Source organism: Catenuloplanes atrovinosus (genome assembly GCF_031458235.1).
In the GTDB taxonomy this organism is placed as follows: domain Bacteria; phylum Actinomycetota; class Actinomycetes; order Mycobacteriales; family Micromonosporaceae; genus Catenuloplanes; species Catenuloplanes atrovinosus.
Genome location: NZ_JAVDYB010000001.1, coordinates 730,535 through 746,284 on the forward strand (window position 1 = coordinate 730,535; position 15,750 = coordinate 746,284).

Annotated in this window: 15 protein-coding genes; 8 read left to right on the top strand and 7 right to left on the bottom strand. The window is 72.4% G+C overall.

Annotated features, from left to right (window positions below; translation table 11 throughout):
• Nucleotides 1-120 precede the first annotated feature (120 nt).
• Both J2S41_RS03295 and J2S41_RS03300 read left to right on the top strand, forming a co-directional pair.
• Nucleotides 121-567, top strand: a complete 447-nt coding sequence (locus J2S41_RS03295; RefSeq protein ID WP_310362857.1) for an Lrp/AsnC family transcriptional regulator — start codon at nt 121-123, stop codon at nt 565-567.
• 50 nt (nt 568-617) lie between these two features.
• Nucleotides 618-1,136, top strand: coding sequence for an RICIN domain-containing protein (locus tag J2S41_RS03300; RefSeq protein ID WP_310362859.1), 519 nt, complete (start codon nt 618-620; stop codon nt 1,134-1,136).
• Here the strand turns inward: J2S41_RS03300 and J2S41_RS03305 are convergent.
• On the bottom strand, nt 1,133-2,287 hold the full coding sequence (locus tag J2S41_RS03305; protein ID WP_310362863.1) for an LCP family protein: 1,155 nt from the start codon (nt 2,285-2,287) through the stop codon (nt 1,133-1,135). The two genes, J2S41_RS03300 and J2S41_RS03305, sit on opposite strands and share 4 nt — an antisense overlap.
• A gap of 93 nt (nt 2,288-2,380) precedes the next feature.
• Complete coding sequence (locus J2S41_RS03310) at nt 2,381-3,211, bottom strand: hypothetical protein (RefSeq protein ID WP_310362866.1); 831 nt, start codon at nt 3,209-3,211, stop codon at nt 2,381-2,383.
• Between the two features lie 54 nt (nt 3,212-3,265).
• Here J2S41_RS03310 and J2S41_RS03315 point away from each other — a divergent pair, with 54 nt between their 5' ends.
• The 3 genes from J2S41_RS03315 to J2S41_RS03325 all read left to right on the top strand — a co-directional run bounded on the left by J2S41_RS03315 (nt 3,266) and on the right by J2S41_RS03325 (nt 5,082).
• Entirely contained in the window at nt 3,266-3,784 is a 519-nt protein-coding gene (locus tag J2S41_RS03315; RefSeq protein WP_310362869.1) for a MarR family winged helix-turn-helix transcriptional regulator, read from the top strand.
• 63 nt (nt 3,785-3,847) lie between these two features.
• Nucleotides 3,848-4,246, top strand: coding sequence for a YchJ family protein (locus tag J2S41_RS03320; protein ID WP_310362870.1), 399 nt, complete (start codon nt 3,848-3,850; stop codon nt 4,244-4,246).
• A gap of 68 nt (nt 4,247-4,314) precedes the next feature.
• The gene (locus J2S41_RS03325; RefSeq protein ID WP_310362871.1) at nt 4,315-5,082 is read left to right on the top strand and encodes a hypothetical protein; all 768 of its coding nucleotides are present in this window, start codon (nt 4,315-4,317) and stop codon (nt 5,080-5,082) included.
• Here J2S41_RS03325 and J2S41_RS03330 read toward each other — a convergent pair.
• The 4 genes from J2S41_RS03330 to J2S41_RS03345 all read right to left on the bottom strand — a co-directional run bounded on the left by J2S41_RS03330 (nt 5,079) and on the right by J2S41_RS03345 (nt 9,818).
• Nucleotides 5,079-5,354 carry a helix-turn-helix domain-containing protein gene (locus tag J2S41_RS03330; RefSeq protein WP_310362872.1) on the bottom strand — a complete coding sequence of 92 codons (276 nt, stop codon included), beginning with the start codon at nt 5,352-5,354 and terminating at the stop codon, nt 5,079-5,081. The genes J2S41_RS03325 and J2S41_RS03330 overlap by 4 nt on opposite strands.
• A gap of 128 nt (nt 5,355-5,482) precedes the next feature.
• Nucleotides 5,483-6,172, bottom strand: coding sequence for a lytic polysaccharide monooxygenase (locus tag J2S41_RS03335; RefSeq protein ID WP_310362875.1), 690 nt, complete (start codon nt 6,170-6,172; stop codon nt 5,483-5,485).
• Nucleotides 6,173-7,791: 1,619 nt separating this feature from the next.
• Nucleotides 7,792-8,424 carry a hypothetical protein gene (locus J2S41_RS03340; RefSeq protein WP_310362877.1) on the bottom strand — a complete coding sequence of 211 codons (633 nt, stop codon included), beginning with the start codon at nt 8,422-8,424 and terminating at the stop codon, nt 7,792-7,794.
• Nucleotides 8,421-9,818: a selenium-binding protein SBP56-related protein gene (locus J2S41_RS03345; protein ID WP_310362879.1), complete on the bottom strand. Its 1,398-nt coding sequence runs from the start codon at nt 9,816-9,818 to the stop codon at nt 8,421-8,423. Before J2S41_RS03345 ends, J2S41_RS03340 begins: the two co-directional genes overlap by 4 nt.
• Before the next feature lie 95 nt (nt 9,819-9,913).
• Here J2S41_RS03345 and J2S41_RS03350 point away from each other — a divergent pair, with 95 nt between their 5' ends.
• The 3 genes from J2S41_RS03350 (at nt 9,914) to J2S41_RS03360 (ending at nt 12,873) form a co-directional block, all read left to right on the top strand.
• On the top strand, nt 9,914-11,098 hold the full coding sequence (locus tag J2S41_RS03350) for an SfnB family sulfur acquisition oxidoreductase (protein WP_310362880.1): 1,185 nt from the start codon (nt 9,914-9,916) through the stop codon (nt 11,096-11,098).
• A gap of 27 nt (nt 11,099-11,125) precedes the next feature.
• The gene (locus tag J2S41_RS03355) at nt 11,126-12,289 is read left to right on the top strand and encodes an LLM class flavin-dependent oxidoreductase (protein ID WP_310362883.1); all 1,164 of its coding nucleotides are present in this window, start codon (nt 11,126-11,128) and stop codon (nt 12,287-12,289) included.
• 185 nt (nt 12,290-12,474) lie between these two features.
• Complete coding sequence (locus J2S41_RS03360) at nt 12,475-12,873, top strand: hypothetical protein (RefSeq protein ID WP_310362886.1); 399 nt, start codon at nt 12,475-12,477, stop codon at nt 12,871-12,873.
• A gap of 713 nt (nt 12,874-13,586) precedes the next feature.
• On the opposite strand, the gene J2S41_RS03365 is transcribed toward J2S41_RS03360, so the two are convergent.
• On the bottom strand, nt 13,587-15,689 hold the full coding sequence (locus tag J2S41_RS03365; protein ID WP_310362888.1) for an ATP-binding protein: 2,103 nt from the start codon (nt 15,687-15,689) through the stop codon (nt 13,587-13,589).
• Nucleotides 15,690-15,750 lie beyond the last annotated feature (61 nt).

Genomic DNA, 15,750 nt, shown 5'->3' on the forward strand with positions numbered 1-15,750 from the left:
CGTCGACAATGATTGCTCCGTGGTTCGCCTTTTCGGAATGCCTTGTCCACGGTCCCGGCGCGGTTCTACTTTCTGAACGGTACGTTGTTTCGCCATCGACTTTGTGATCGGAAACCACGCATGGATGACATGGACTGGGCAATCCTCGGCGAGCTCCAGGTGGACGCGCGGCTGTCCTACTCCGAGTTGTCCCGGCGCGTGCACCTCTCCGCGCCCGCGGTGGCCGAGCGGGTGCGCCGGCTGGAGGAGTCCGGCGTGATCACCGGCTACCACGCGCACGTCGACCCGGCGAAGGCCGGCCGCAGCGTGCTCGCGCTGATCCGGATGTCCTGCTACGGGCCGCTCTGCGTGCTGCGCGACCCGGACGTGGCGGCCTGGCCGGAGATCCTCCAGATCCACCGCGTCACCGGCGACACGTGCTGCATGCTGCGAGTGGCGGCCGCGTCGATGATCGGGTTCGAGCGCGTGATCGACCGGCTCGGCCGGTACGGGCCGCCGTCCAGCACGATGATCCTTTCCACGCCGCTGGAGTGGCGCCCGCTCACGCCCACGTCTACCGTAGACTGATTCGTCGATTTGCGGATTATCGGCGCGTTATCGCCGGTAGCCTTCCCGGCATGACGAGAACTGCGAAGTCAACCTTTATCCTCGCCGCATCCGTCTCCCTCGCCGGGCTCTCTCTCGCGCTCTCCGCACCCGCATACGCGGACGACAACGCGTACTTCGAGATCCGTAACGTATACAACGACAAATGCCTGGACGCGGACAAGAGCATGCTCGTGAAAGCCGGCACCCGGCTGCAGTTGTGGGACTGCCACGACGGCGACAACCAGCTCTGGTACGCCGACGGGGACGCCATCCGGAACAAGGCCAGCGGGCGCTGCCTGGACGCGGACACCCAGACCGCCGCCATGAACGGCACCCGCGTGCGGCTGTGGAACTGTTCCGGCTCCACGCAGCAGCAATGGCGCATGGAGCGGATGGAGAACGGCAACACCATGATCCGGAACGTGGCCACCGGGCGCGGGCTGGACGCCGACCGCAACGTGCTCTTCCAGAACGGCACCGAGGTCCAGTTGTGGGAGGACTGGAACGGTGCGGACAACCTCAACCAGCAGTGGTACACCACGCCCTAATCGTCATTCACCACCGTCGGATTGCTCGTCAGAAAAGACTCGACCTCGTCCTCCGCGATCGCGTCGAACAGCGCGACCGACGTGTCGTCGAGAATCTCCGCGCTGCCCACTCCGTCGATGGTCTCGGAGTTGAATTCGCCGTCGTTGACCTTGAGCGTGGTCAGCGCGTCGGAACGGATCCCGCGCATCGCGAAGATCCAGTCCTCCAGCGGAATGCCGCCGTCGTCAACCGTCATGGTCCTGCCGACGGCGGCCAGCAGGGACGGCAGCTCGGTCGTCTCCTCGTCCAGCACGTTCTTGAGCACCGCGCGCATGAACTGCTGCTGGTGCCGCTGCCTGCCGTAGTCGAAGTCGTTCGTCTCCAGCAGGTCCCGCTGCCGGACGAAGTCCAGCGCCTCCTCCGGCGTGAAGCAGCGGTTCCCCTTCTCGTACACGTTCGGCGTCACGCCGCGGACCTTCGCCCGGATCGTGCCGTCCGGGTTCACGACGTACGGCGCGGCCCGCTCGCCGGTCCGGTCGTTCGTGCCGAGGTGGATCGACGTGACCGTGCCGTCCACGTACATGCAGACCTCACCGAGTTCCTCCACCACCTCGGTGAACCCGTCGAAGTCGATGATCGCGCCCGCGTCCGGCGTGATCCCGGTGGCGTCCCGCACGGTCATCGCCAGCAGCTCGAACCCGCCGGACAGCGCCGCCGCGCCGGTGAGCCCCTGGCTGCCCAGCGCGAACGCAGCGTTGATCTTGTTGGCGCCGCCCGGGAAGGACACCTCGCCGTTGTCGTACTCCGGGATCTCCACCAGCGTGTCCCGCGGCAGCGACACCAGGTAGGCGTGGTCGTGCGCCTCGGGAATGTGCAGGATGATGATCGAGTCGGACCGGGCCGGCTGGTCCTCCTCGCCCGGCCGCGTGTCCAGGCCGACCAGCAGGATGTTCTTCGCGCCCTCGACCTCGACGCGCTCCCGCTGCGGGCGCGCGTCGCCGAGCAGGTCCTGCCGGGTCACCGTGCCGGTGGCCGCGGACAGCAGCATCCGGCCGCCCACGACCGCACCACCGCCCAGCACCAGCATCGTGGCGGCCGCACCCGCGAGAATCCTGCCCCACGGTGTCCTGCGGCGCCCCCAGCCCTGATTCCTCCTGCTCGTACGCCTCACGCGCTCTCCTGATCGTTTCAGGCGGCCGGCACCTCGCACGCCGGCCGCCGCGGCGGTCATTACCGGCGAGCACGCGCAAGAACGACAAAGGGTTCAGATCTCACTCTCCGTCAGCCCCTCCTGACGTCCGGTCGCGGCCGTGGGGTCGGTGCCGGCGAGGAACGCGCCGGCCGTGGCGGCGAGGCGGGTGGCGCCGAGCGCGGTGGCCCAGCGCGCCACCTCGCGGCCGAGCGCGGTCGCGGCGGCCTCGTCGCCGGCGTCGCGGTGCAGGACCGCGAGCAGCAACTGCTGGGAGAGCGTGCCGGTGACGGCGCCGGCGCGGGCGCCCAGCGCGGTGGCGTGCTCCCACCGGCTGCGGGCGGCGTCGTGGTCGCCGGCGTCGTGGTCGTGGTCGCCCAGGTGACGGAGCGCCTCCCGCTCCAGCAGGTCGTCGCCGGTGCCGAGCGCGGACCGGTAGCGCGCGGGCGCCGCGTCACGCCGACCGGCCAGGTTGTCGTCGATCAGCCCGCGGTAGAAGCGCGCCCAGCCGCGGCGTACCCCGTCCTCGGCTTGATCTTCGAGCCGGTCGGCATCGGCCGCCAGCGCCTCGATCACCCGCGGATCGCGGCCCGCCGGGCCGGGGCGGAACGTCCCCCGATCGAAGAGCAGCGCGCGGTACGCGGCCCGCAGCCGCAGAAACCCGACGTCCCAGACGTCCGCGTGCGCGAGCGCCGGGTGCCGCAGCCGCGCCTCGGCATGGGCGGTGCCGGCGTACCAGTCGCTCTCCAGCGCCACCTCCGCGGCCGCGAGCGCGATGCCGGGCTCGGCGCCGCCGGTCCGCCGGGCGGCGTCCAGCAGGCGGATCGCGCCGGACCAGCGGCCGGCGTGGGCCAGCGCGCGGGCGGCCCGAGTCAGCTCATGAGCGTCGATCTCGATCGTGGTCATGGCCGCGAAGGTAGTTATCGTGAAAACTATCCACAAGAAAACAGACTCCGGTCGATGAAAAGGGGTTCGATGCGCGACTCGGTGGACCGGCACGTCGAGACCTGGGCGCGCGAGCTGCCCTGGATGGATCCGGTACAGGAGGCGATCGCCGTGCGGATCTCCATCCTGGCCCGCCACCTGGCCCGGGGTCGCCGGGACGCGTTGACCGCCGGTGGACTGCGGCAGTGGGAGTTCAAGGTGCTCCTGACGCTGCGCCGCCTCGGCCCGCCGTACAGCACCAGCCCGTCCCACCTGGCCGACCTGCTCGGGCTCACCCGCGGCGCGCTCTCCGCGCGGCTCCGGCCGCTCGAGGAGGCCGGTCTGCTCACCCGCGCCACCGACCCGGCCGACCGGCGGCGCGTCCACGTCCGTCTCACCGACGCCGGCTCCGCCGCCTTCGACCGGCACGCCTCCGCCGAGAGCCGCACCGAGTCCGGTCTGCTGGCCGCGCTGACCCCGGAGCAGCGCCACGAGCTGGCCGGCCTGTTGCGCACGCTGGTCCAGGCCGCCGAGTCCGCCGGCCCGGCGTCGTAGCGTCGGCGCGGTCCGTACCGGGGTGCTCCGGTTGCCGTCACGGTGGGACGGGAGAATGGGCGAATGGCGAAACGACGGCGGGAGACCGGTGGCGGGGCGTGCCCGTGCGGCACCGGTGCCGGGTACGACGAATGCTGCGGGCCGCTGCACCGCGGCGAGTCCACCGCGCCGACCGCGGAGGCGCTGATGCGCTCGCGGTTCAGCGCGTTCGCCCGCGGCGACGCCCGCTATCTGCTCCAGACGTGGCATCCGAGCACCCGCCCGGGTGAGCTGACGCTCGACCAGGGACAGCGCTGGCTGCGCCTGGACATCGTGGACACCGGCGGCGGCTCACTGTTCGAGGCGGGCGGCGAGGTGGAGTTCAAGGCGCACTACCGGGCCGGCGGGCGAACCGGCACGGTGCACGAGCGGAGCCGGTTCACGCGCGAGGACGGCCGCTGGTTCTACGTCGCGGAGGCATGATCGAGTCATATCCATGTTGGAACGCGCCGGGCCGCCTGGATAGCCTCTGTCGAAGGGGGTGAGCGGCCGTGCACGGTGCGTTGTTCGGTGTCACGTTCGTGCTGGCGAGCGTGTCCGCGACCGTCTTCCTGATGCTGCGGTGCGAGGGGAAGGGGCGCCCGTTCGGCCCGAGCGCGCGGCGCTGGGCGCTCGCGGTGATCGGCGTGACCAGCGTGCTCTCCACCGTGACGGCCGGGCTCGCGATGCTGATCGTGTCGCAACTGCCGGCCGCGCTCCTCGGGCTCGGCGTGGCGGCGCCCAGCATGCTCTGGCTCAGCGAGATCAACAAACGCGGCGCGGACCGGCGCGACCTGCGGCGGGACCTGTCCTCGGTGTGGCTGACCCGGCTGCTCACCCGGCTCCAGGAGGGGATGGCCGACGACCGGGAGGCATGGTGCGCGGCGCGCGTCGACGACGAGTGGTCGACGGACGAGCTGAGCATGGCGGCGCGGCACTACCACGAGTACCTGATGGAGCGGCTGACCGTGGAGGAGCGGCGCCGGGGGCGCATCCACGCGCAGCTCAACGCGATCCAGTCCCGGCTGGACGTGGTGCACCTGATCGAGGCGAGCGCCAGCCGCGCCAAGGTGCTCGCCGCGTTGCAGGGCTCACGGACCACCAAGGAGCCGCGGTACGTCAAGGCCGCGGACGACCTGGGGCGGATGGCCGGCATCCTGCGGCACGACGCATACCGTGACCTGATCCGGCTCCTGGGCCTGGCCTACAACGCGGGACATCACAAGATGGCGCCGTATCGGCCACCGATGGTGCTCAGCCCCGCGATGAGCAGGACCTAGGTGAGCGCCTCGTCCACCGGGCGGAGCGCGAACTCGACCTGGGCGCCGAGCGCCTCGACCACGGAACAGAGCGTGCGGAGCGTAAGATTCTCCTCACCGGAGAGGATCTGGCTGACCCGGCCGGGGGAGACGCCCATCGCCTGGGCCAGCTCACCACGGGTCACCTTGTTCTCCCGCATGTACCACGTGACCTCGTCGACCACCAGCCTGCCGAGGTCGCCTGCGGCGGGATCTCCGATCCTGGACGACTCGCTGCGGAACGGGTTTCGCATGACGGCCTCCTTCGCTTCTCGACCCTGCCATCGATGTTAGGCAGAACTAAAACCTTTAGGCAAGACTAAAGCGGTACGTCAAGAGTGCGCGGCCCCGGATCTGGCACATCCGGGGCCGCGCCCGTCGCTCACGCGAAGATCACGTCACTGCACAGGTAGTACACCTGGTCCGCGTGGCTGGCCTTCCAGATCGTGTAGAGCACCGCCCGGCCGGTGCGCCCCGGCGCGTTGACGTTCACCGTGTAGGTGCGCCCGTTCAGCGCCGGGTCGGACTCGGTCTGCCCGCCCCCGGGCGGGATCACGCCGGTCTGCCCGACCAACTGCAGGTCGCCCCAGCCCATCCGCTGGGTCAGCGGATTGAAGCCGGGCCTGGTTACGTACGTCAACAGGTAGTCCGCGCCGTGCTGCGCCTGATCGTGCATGCGCAGCGTGAAGCTGGTCGACACGGTCTGCGCGGTCCACGCACCCGGCGTGTCCAGCGCGGAGTACCGGGTGCCGCCGGTGTTGCCCGCGCTGCACAGCGTGCCGTCCGGGATCGCGGCCTGGTGGTTGCCCTGCACGTTCTCCCGGTAGAGGCCGTTCCAGTTCCACATCGCGGTGGAGTCCGCGTTCCAGGCCTGCCAGCACATCGGGTCCTGGGTTGCCATGATCGGATTCTGGAAGTCGCTGCCCCACCGCTTCCAGCAGCCATAGTTGCGGGACGGCGGATTCACCGTGGAGCCGTGCGCGGACGCGGTCTCCACCAGGCCGGTGGTGAGTACGAGCATGGCCGCGGCCGCGACGAGCAGCAGGCGGCGCAGCATTCTGGTGATGGGCATGAAAACTCCAAGCACTCTCGTCGACGCTGATTGCGAAAGTGCCCGAGCGCAGGTCCCGTGGGTGGGTCGGTGCTGTAAGCGCCGCACGTGGTGCGCGCCGGGGCGTGCGCGGGAAGGTGCCCGCCCACCCGCGCCGTACTGCGAGGATTATCGGCTCCCGCAGGAGCCGAGCGTCACACAATCAAGAGATATATGTCAATGAGTCCGCAGCGCGCGTCTCGATCCCGTCATCCGTCCCCCAGACGCGACGCGAGTCCCGCCGTCCGCCGCCGGTTGCTCGCAGGCCGTTGTCCGCGGCGCCCGTTGTCCGCGGCCCGGCGCATCCGGCGCGAATGGCGCGTTGCCAGCGGCTGTCGGCTGGTTCACCGGCAGGCGCACGCTGCCGGTGGCTGGTGGCCGGTGGCCGGTGGCCGGTGGCGGGTGGCGGGTGGCCGGTGGCGGGTGGCGGGTGGCCGGTGGCCGGTGGCCGGTTGCGGGTGGCCGTGGCGGGTGGCGGGTGGCCAGTGGCTGTCGGCTGGTTCACCGGCAGGCGCACGCTGCCGGTGGCCGGGTGGCCGGTGGCCGGTGGCCGGTGGCCGGTGGCCGTGGCGGGTGGCCGTGGCGGGTGGCCAGTGGCTGGCGGCTGGCGGCTGGTGCTAGCAGGGGCATGCTGCCAGCCCGTTGACTGTTCGCTGTCGGTTGGCTGCCGACCTATCCGCTGCCAGATGTCCGCTGCTGGCTGCTGGACTGGATCACGTTCGGCGCTGACGGCTGCCCTTTGCTGGCGACTGCTAGACATCCCATGCCGACTGTCATTGATCCGAATCGTGACCTTTCCAGCGGCTCTGATCGATCGCCTCACTTTGTGAGCCTCAGGCACCTTATTCGGCGCTAATTACGTGCCTACGGCTCACATAGTGACCGCGATGATCAATTCGGCTCGCAAATATGGTGAAATTTCGGGCGCGGAGCGCTCGCAACCCAAGGCTTAGCACCGTCCTCACCGTCAGCGATCGAGAGATGCGGTGACCGAGACCAACAGCGGAATGACGGATAACAGCGCGAGCCCGCCGATCCGGCCGCAGCGGGGCGGAGGCGATCGTCTCCTTGGCTGCGGCTGCGGCTGCGGCTGCGGCTGCGGCTCCGCCGCAGCCGCTTGTTCCCTGGCGGGCCGTGGTTTGCTGCGGGCCGAGTTTGCTGGCGGGCCGAGGTTTCCTGGCCGGCCGTAGTTTGCTGGCGGGCCGTGGTTTGCTGGCGGGCCGAGGTTTCCTGGCCGGCCGTAGTTTGCTGGCGGGCCGTGGTTTGCTGGCGGGCCGAGTTTGCTGGCGGGCCGTGGTTTGCTGGCGGGCCGTGTTCCCTGGGCGGCCGACATTCCCCGCCGGCCGAGGTTCCCAGCCACGGCACGAAATGCGCGCCATGCAAGCTCGCCCTCGGCGGCCGCCGCGTGGGTTTCCCAGCCACGCCGGGACCGGCTCCGTCGCCGCGAGCGTAGCGGAGCGCCAGCGGAGTCGGAGCCCGCGGCGAGGTTTGCCCGCGGGAGCATGCGGAACCCGGCCCCGCCGGAAGCGGGAAAGCCTGGGTCTGCGGGGTATCCCCGGTGCCCGCGGGTGCGTGCGGAACCCTGCCACGTCGGAAGGGGGCTACGCCGTCGCGATGGTGAGGAGGCCGGCGGTGATCAGGACGCCGGCCCAGAGCCGGTCCAGGTTGAACCACGCCGTGCGGAGAATCCGCAGCCCCGCCACCTGATAGACGACCACCGCCACCACCCCCGCCACCACGAACATGGCCAGCGTATGGAGCCCGGCCGCCACCAGGCCCGCGAGCGCGTCGCCGCCCACGTGAGCGACCGCGTGCCCGTCATGCCCGGCCGCCGGGACCGGTGCGGTGGCGAGGACCGGCAGCAGCATGAGCCCGGCCCCGTGGGCCGACGACATGAGGAACGACCACCCCGCCAGCTCTGGCAGCGAGAGCCGCATGCCGGCCCAGCGGAAGTGCCGCCGGGACAGCGCCCGCCACAGCCCGAACCCGACCAGCAGCGCGCCGCCGCCGATCGCGACCCACCGGGTGGCGACCACCGAGCGGGTGGCGGTGACCAGCGCGGCGACCACCCCTACCGAGGCGAGGTGCCCGGCCGCGATCGGGGGTAGGGAGAGCAGCAGCGCGCGCCGGGAGCGTTCCTGCAGGCCGCGGGCCACGGCGAAGAGCCAGCCCATGGCCGGGTTGATGCCGTGGAACGCGCCCAGCGCGGCCAGTGCGAGCAGGGAGAGCGTCACGGGAAGCAGTACGAGTCGGAGGAGGCGTCGCCGCCCTGGAGTCGCGTCTGGTGCACGCGCAGGCCGCGGAAGTCGTCGCCGTGCGGGAAGTAGCGGTCGTCGAGCGTGAGGCCGTCGCCGGAGGAGTGCAGCAGTGCCTGCCACGCGCCGACGCCGTCCGGGTAGAACTGGTCGTCCCAGGCGCCGTAGAGCGAGTTCGTCACGTAGACGCGGCGGCCGTCGCGGCTCACCTCGACCATCTGCGGGCCGCCGGCCAGGCGTTCGTCCGGGAACGACGGGTGCGGGGTGCGGCGCACGATGCCGCCCAGGTGCACGGAGCCGGCCTCGACCGGATGGAACGGGTCGCTCACGTCGTACCGTTTCAGCTCGCCCGTGCCCCAGCAGGAGACGTAGAGCCAGCGGTCGTCGACGGACAGGTCGATGTCGGTGACCAGCGGCGGAACCGCGCCGAACGGTTGCAGCGCGGGCGGCAGCAGCGCCGGGTCCGCGGGCTCGGCCGGGATGTCGATCACCTTGGTGACGGCCCACTCGTCCCCGGACCGGTGCCAGACCCAGACGGACGCGGAGAGGTCCGCCACGCTGACCACCACGCCGACGAACCCGTACTGCCGGGTGGGGTCGTGGGCCGGGCGCAGTTCGAGCGGCATCTGGTACTGGTCGCCGAGGTCGACGCGCTGCACGTGCCGGCGGCGGCGCAGGTCCCAGAAGTGCAGCGCGTGCCCGTACTGGCGGCCCAGCAGCAGCTCGGGCACGATCCCGTCCTCGATCATGGAGGGCGTGCCCCACTCGGACGTGACCAGCACGTCCTGCGTGAGGTGCCACCAGAAGTCGTAGGCCAGGTACTGCGGGCCGCGGTCGGCCTCCCAGGCGCCGCGCACGTCGAACGTGGTGTGGTCGAGCACCGCGATCCCGCCGGGGCCGTCGCCGGCCGCGCCGCCCAGCGCGGACAGGTAGATGCCGTCCGGCCCGCAGTGGACGGTGTGCGGGCGCGAGTAGCCGGCGCGCGTGGCGAGTTCCTCCGGCTGCAGCACCTTGGTGACGGCCGGCGCCCGGGGGTCGTCCTTGGTGTCGAGCACGTAGACGCGGGACGAGCGCAGGCCGGGCACGATCAGGTAGCGGCGCTCCACGTGCGGGTGCGGCGCGGTCGGGCAGAGCGCGCTGCTGCACGCGTTCCATCCGAAGTGGTGCAGTTCGTCGCCGGTGTACGGCAGGTCGGTCCAGCCGACCACCTGCCCGAACGAGCCGGACTCCGGATCGGTGTCCAGCACCGCGATCGCGTCCGGCCGGGTCGCCGACCGGTCGAACGCGGCCACGTAGGCCAGGGTCTCGGGCGGCGCGCCGGCCGCGTCGCGGGGCGAGGCGTAGAAGCTCGGATCGGGTCTCCACAGGGCCATGACAACCTCCAAGGTCTGGAGACAAGCCTAGTATTCATGTAGGAAATGTGGGTAAGCTCCGGTCACGTTTTTCTCTCCCGAGGTGAGGGTGTCGCATGACCGGGGTGCATGTCATCGCCGACGCGGCCGAGGCGCTGGACGTGGCACGCCGGCTGGCCGCCGAGTTCGCCAAGGACGCGTCCGCGCGCGACGCGGAGCGGCGGCTGCCCCGGGCCGAGCTGGACCGGCTCTCCGCGGCCGGGCTGCTGGCGATCACCGTGCCCGCGGAGCACGGCGGCGCGGACGTCGACGCGGTCACGCTCGCCGAGGTGATGCGCCTGCTCGCGGCCGCCGATCCGAACATCGCGCAGATCCCGCAGAGCCACTTCGTGTACGTCAACGTGATCCGCGCCCGGGGCACCGAGCGGCAGCGGGCGTTCTTCTTCGCGGAGTTGCTGGCCGGGAAGCGGTTCGGCAACGCGCAGTCCGAGGCCGGCACCAAGCACGTGCAGGACTACCGCACCCGCCTGATCGCGCGGGAGGACGGCTTCCGGCTGGAGGGTACGAAGCACTACAGCACCGGCGCGCTCTTCGCGGACTGGATCCCGGTGCTGGCCCGCGGCGACGACGACAAGCTGCACGTGGCGTACGTGGCGGCGGACTCGCCCGGCCTGACCGTGATCGACGACTGGAACGGCATGGGCCAGCGCACCACGGCCAGCGGCACGGTCCGGCTGGACGGCGTGCACGTGCCCGCGGACCGGGTGCTGCCGCACCACCTCACGTTCACCGGCCCGCAGCTGCACGGCGCGGTCGCGCAACTGCTGCACGCCGCGATCGACGCCGGCATCGCGGACGGCGCGCTGGCCGAGGCGGTCGAGTTCGTCCGCACGAGGTCCCGGCCGTACTTCGAGAGCGGTTTCGAGAAGGCCTCCGACGACCCGCTGCTGATCCAGCGCTTCGGCGAGCTGGCGATCGAGGTCCGGGCCGCGAACGCGCTGCTGTCCGACGCGGCCCGGGCGGTCGACGCGGCCCGCGCGGAGCTGACCGACGACAGCGCGGCCACGGCCTCGATCGCGGTCGCGGCGGCGAAGGCGTACGCCGACCGGGCCGCGCTCGCGGTCACCAACGCGCTGTTCGAGGTGTCCGGCACCCGGTCCAGCCTGGACCCGCTCAACCTGCACCGGCACTGGCGCAACGCGCGCACCCACACACTGCACGACCCGGTCCGCTGGAAGGTCCAGCACATCGGGCGGTACGTGCTCAACGGCACCCGGCCGCCCCGGCACGGGCTGCTCTGACCGAAGCGAGACAAGGGGAGATCCACGATGAGCCTCACGTTCCACTGGTTCCTGCCGACCTCCGGTGACAGCCGGGACATCGTCGGCGGCGGGCACGGCGTCGCACCCGGTGCCGCCGCGCAGGCCCGGCCGGCCACCACGGCGTACCTCGGCCAGATCGCGCGCTCGGCGGAGCAGCTCGGCTTCGAGGGCGTGCTCACCCCGACCGGCGCGTGGTGCGAGGACGCGTGGATCACCACCGCGATGCTCACCGAGGTCACCGAGCGGCTCAAGTTCCTGGTCGCGTTCCGGCCCGGGCTGCTGTCGCCGACGCTGGCCGCGCACATGGCCACCACGTACCAGCGGCTCTCCCAGGGCCGGGTGCTGCTCAACGTGGTCACCGGCGGGGAGAGCGCGGAGCAGCGCGCGTACGGCGACTTCCTCGACAAGGAGGCGCGGTACGCCCGTACCGACGAGTTCCTGCACGTGGTCCGCGCGCTGTGGCGCGGCGAGACCGTCTCGCTCACCGGCGAACACGTGCGCGTCGAGAACGCGCGGCTGAACCGGCTGCCCGACCCGATCCCGCGGGTCTACTTCGGCGGGTCCTCCGCCGCGGCCGGCCCGGTCTCGGCCAAGCACTCCGACGTCTACCTCACCTGGGGCGAGCCGCCCGCGCAGGTCGCCCGCAAGCTGGAGTGGATCCGCGGGCTGACCGCCGCCGAGGGCCGCACCCAGCGGTACGGCATCCGCCTGCACACCATCACCCGGGACACCTCCGAGGAGGCGTGGGCCGAGGCGGGCCGGCTGCTGCGCGGCATCTCCGACGAGGAGATCGCGAAGGTCCAGGCCGGGCTGCACCGCAGCGAGTCCGAGGGGCAGCGGCGCATGCTCGCGCTCAACGGCGGCACCCGCGACGGCCTGGAGATCTCCCCGAACCTGTGGGCCGGCGTCGGCCTGATCCGCGGCGGCGCCGGCACCGCGCTGGTCGGCAGCCACACCGAGGTCGCCGACCGGATCGAGGAGTACGCGAACCTCGGCCTGAGCGAGTTCATCCTCTCCGGCTACCCGCACCTGGAGGAGGCGTACTGGTTCGGCGAGGGCGTGCTCCCGATCCTCCGCGAGCGCGGCCTGTGGCGGCACCCGGCCGGCGAGCCGGCGCTTCTCGACGCGGTGACGGTCCCGTTCACGCCCGAGCCGGTCCGGTCGAGCTGACCGCCGTACCGCTGCGGCTCCTCCCGCGCGATGCCCGCGATCCGCTCCAGCCCGCCCGTCCCGCCGAAATCCGCTGACCGGCACCCCCGGCGGCGTACAACCGAGACCATGGCACGACGACGACCCGGCCGGCCGCGCCCCGGCACCACCCGCGCGCCCTACGCGGGCCCCCGGCCGGGGACGCGGTGGACACGTCGTTCTTCGGCGACCGGCCGCTGGAGACCCCCGCCATGCCCGGCGCGTTCACGCGGCTCGCGGAGCTGGTCGCGGGCCGGTTCCAGGGACGGGTACACCTGATCTCCAAGGCCGGGCCCGAGGTCGAACGGAACACCCGCGACCGGCTGCACCACCACGACTTCTTCACCCGCACCGGCGTACCGGCGGAGAACGTGCACGTCGTCCGGGAACGCCGGGACAAGGCGGCCGTCTGCACCCGGCTCGGCATCACCCACTCCATCGACGACCGCCCGGACGTGCTCGCCCACCTGACGACCGTCCCGCACCGCTACCTGATGGGTTCGCCGCACGTCCCCGACTGGGGCACGCTGGCCATGCTGTGCCAGCAGCAAGATCCAAAACCATAGGGCTTTCCCGCTTCCGGCGTGGTCGCGGCCCGCATGCTCCCGCGGGCACCGGTCGTCGCTGGCGCTCCTCCCTGCCGGTCCCGCACGTGGCCACCCGACTCCCGCCCCGGCCGTCCCTCCCGAGCGGCCTCCACCCCGGCCGGCCCTCCTAGACAGCTTCCGTCGCCGTGCCGTTTCCGCCGCCGCGCCGGTTTCCGTCGTCGGGCTGGTTTCCGCCGCCGGGCCGCTTCCGCCGCGGCGCCGTTTCCGTCGTCGGGCCGTTTACGCCGCGGCGCCGCTTCCGCGCCTTCCTGCGCGGCGTCAGCACCGGCTGGCTCTACCGCGACTTCAGCACCTGTCGTCCCTCCCGCGTCCGCACTGGCAGCTCCTCTCCTGCGGCCTCTGCCGCCGCGCGCCGCACCGTGCCCGTCGATCCACCCTCCGCCGCGTCGATCTAGGGCGGATTCACGCGATTGGAGATCGAAACGCTGCAATCCGCCCTAGATCGGCGCGCCCAACGCGCCCAGCGCGCCCAGCGCGCCCAGCGCCCAGCGCGCCCAGCGCCCAGCGCGCCCAGCGCCCAGCGCGCCCAGCGCCCAGCGCGCCCAGCGCCCAGCGCGCCCAGCGCCCAGCGCGCCCAGCGCGCCCAGCACGCCAGCACGCCCAGCGCGCCAGCACGCCCAGCGCCCAGCGCGCCCAGCGCGCGCGGGGCGGGGCGGGGCGGGGTGGTGGGGTCAGTCGGAGGTGTTGAGGGGGAGGCGGATTTGGAAGGCGGTGCCGGAGTCGCGGTGGAGGAGGGCGATCGTGCCGTGGTGGCGTTCGATGATGGCGCGGCTGATCGCCAGGCCGAGGCCGCTGCCCGGGATCGCCCGGTCGCGCGTGCGGGAGCTGCGGTAGAAGCGGGAGAACAGCCGGTCGCGTTCCTCCGGCGGGATGCCGATGCCCTGGTCCGCCACGACCAGTTCCGCGACGTAGTCGCCGTCGGCCGCGAGCGTGACCGTGACCTCGCCGCCGTCCGGGCTGTACTTGATCGCGTTGCCGATCAGGTTGTCCAGCACGCGCCGCAGCCGCAGCCGGTCGCCGGGCAGCACCAACTCGTCCGGCGCGTTCACCCGTAGCGTGATCGGTGACCGAGCGCCGGCGAGCGCGTCCTGCGCGGCGTCGGCCGCCTCGCGTACCACCTCGGCCAGATCGCACGGCGTGAGCTGCACCGACGCGTGGCCGGTGTCCAGCGCTGCCAGGTCCAGCAGGTCGTCGATGATGCCGCGGAGCAGCGTGGTGTTGCGGTCGATCACCTCGAGCAGCGCGGGGCCGTCCGCGGCGAGCTGGGCGGGGGTCGCGTCGCGCAGCAGGCTGGTGTACGCGCTGATCGAGGTGAGCGGCGTGCGCATCTCGTGCCCGATCAGCGCCAGGTACTCGTCCTTGCTGCGGGCCAGCTGCAGCTCCAGGTCCTCGGCGCGGCGCCGCTCCAGGAACTGCCCGACGTGCGCCGCGATGCCGGCCAGCAGCGCGACCAGCGCGTCCTCCGGGTCCTCGACCACCTCGGCGAAGAACGCCAGCACGCCCAGCGTGCCGGTGCCGGACCGGACCGGGATGGCGAGCGCGGCGTGCAGTTTCGCGGCCTCCACCGTGTCCGCGGGCAGCAGCGGCTCGCCGTCCGCCGCGAGGTCGCGGATCCAGACGGGCTCGCCGGTCAGCCAGGCCTTGCCGGAGATGCCCTGGCCGTACGCGAGCTGGTCCGGCACGTGCATCGGTGCCACGCTGCCCGGCGCGCTCCACCGGGCGGCCGGCCGCAGCACGCCGCCGGGGCCGTCGACCAGCCACAGCTCCGCGTGCGCCCAGCCCAGCGTGCCGGCCACCGCCTCCAGCACGCGCGGACCCGCCTCGGCCGCGCCCGCCGCCTCGGCCAGCGCGGACGCCACCGCCAGCTCGCAGTCGCGGAAGCGCTCGGTGCGCTTGAGCTCGGTGACGTCCTGCAGTGCGATCACGGCGCCGAGCCGGTTGCCGGTCGCGTCCGCGATCGGCTGGCCGTCGACCAGCAGCACGCGCGGGTGCTGGAGCGGCGAGTCGGCCAGCACCTGGAGCCCGTGCAGTTCCTCGCCGCGGAACGCGCGGGACAGCGGCGTGTCGTCCGGCGCCATCGGCCGCCCGTCCGCGTGCCGGAGCCCGAAGTCCAGGGGATGGGTGCCGGGCGCGAACGGTTCCGGCGTCCGGCCGGTGAACCGCAGCATCGGCGCGTTGATCAGCACCCGGCGGCCGTCGGCGTCGCAGGCGACCACGCCGTCGTGCAGGTTGTCCAGCACCGCGTCCAGGAAGCGCCGGTGCCGGTCCGCGATGCGCAGCGCCTCCCGCTCGGCCACGAACGTGCCGCACACCTCGGCCGCGTGCCCGACCACGGACTGCTCCGCCGCGGTCCACTCGCGCGGCCGGTAGTCGACCACCGCGCAGACGCCGGCGATCGCGCCGGTCCGGGACCGCACCGGGTAGCCGAGGTAGGCGCGCGCGTCCGCCTGGCGCACCGGGGCGTCCGGCGGTACCCGCGCGTCGTCGTGCACGTCGTTGACCACGAGCGGGCAGCCGGAGTCGAAGATGATGCGGGCGAGCGTGGAGGCGGCGGGCACCGCGTCCAGGCTCGCCCAGGCGGCCGGCATGCCGAAGCCGCCGCTCATCAGAATGCGGCGGCCCTCCAGCAGTTGCACCAGGCCGGTCGGCGCGCCGGCGGCCCGTGCAGCCAGCTCCGCGATCCGGTCCGCGGCCTCCTGGGACAGCGAGCGGCGGGCGAGGTGGACCCAGTCCGCGTCCGTACCGGTGGCGTCGGGCGCCGTCGTCGTCGCCACCGGTCGTGTCCCTTCGTCGGGCCTGCTCCTGCCCCCTCAGGTTAAAGCGGCGAGCCACCTC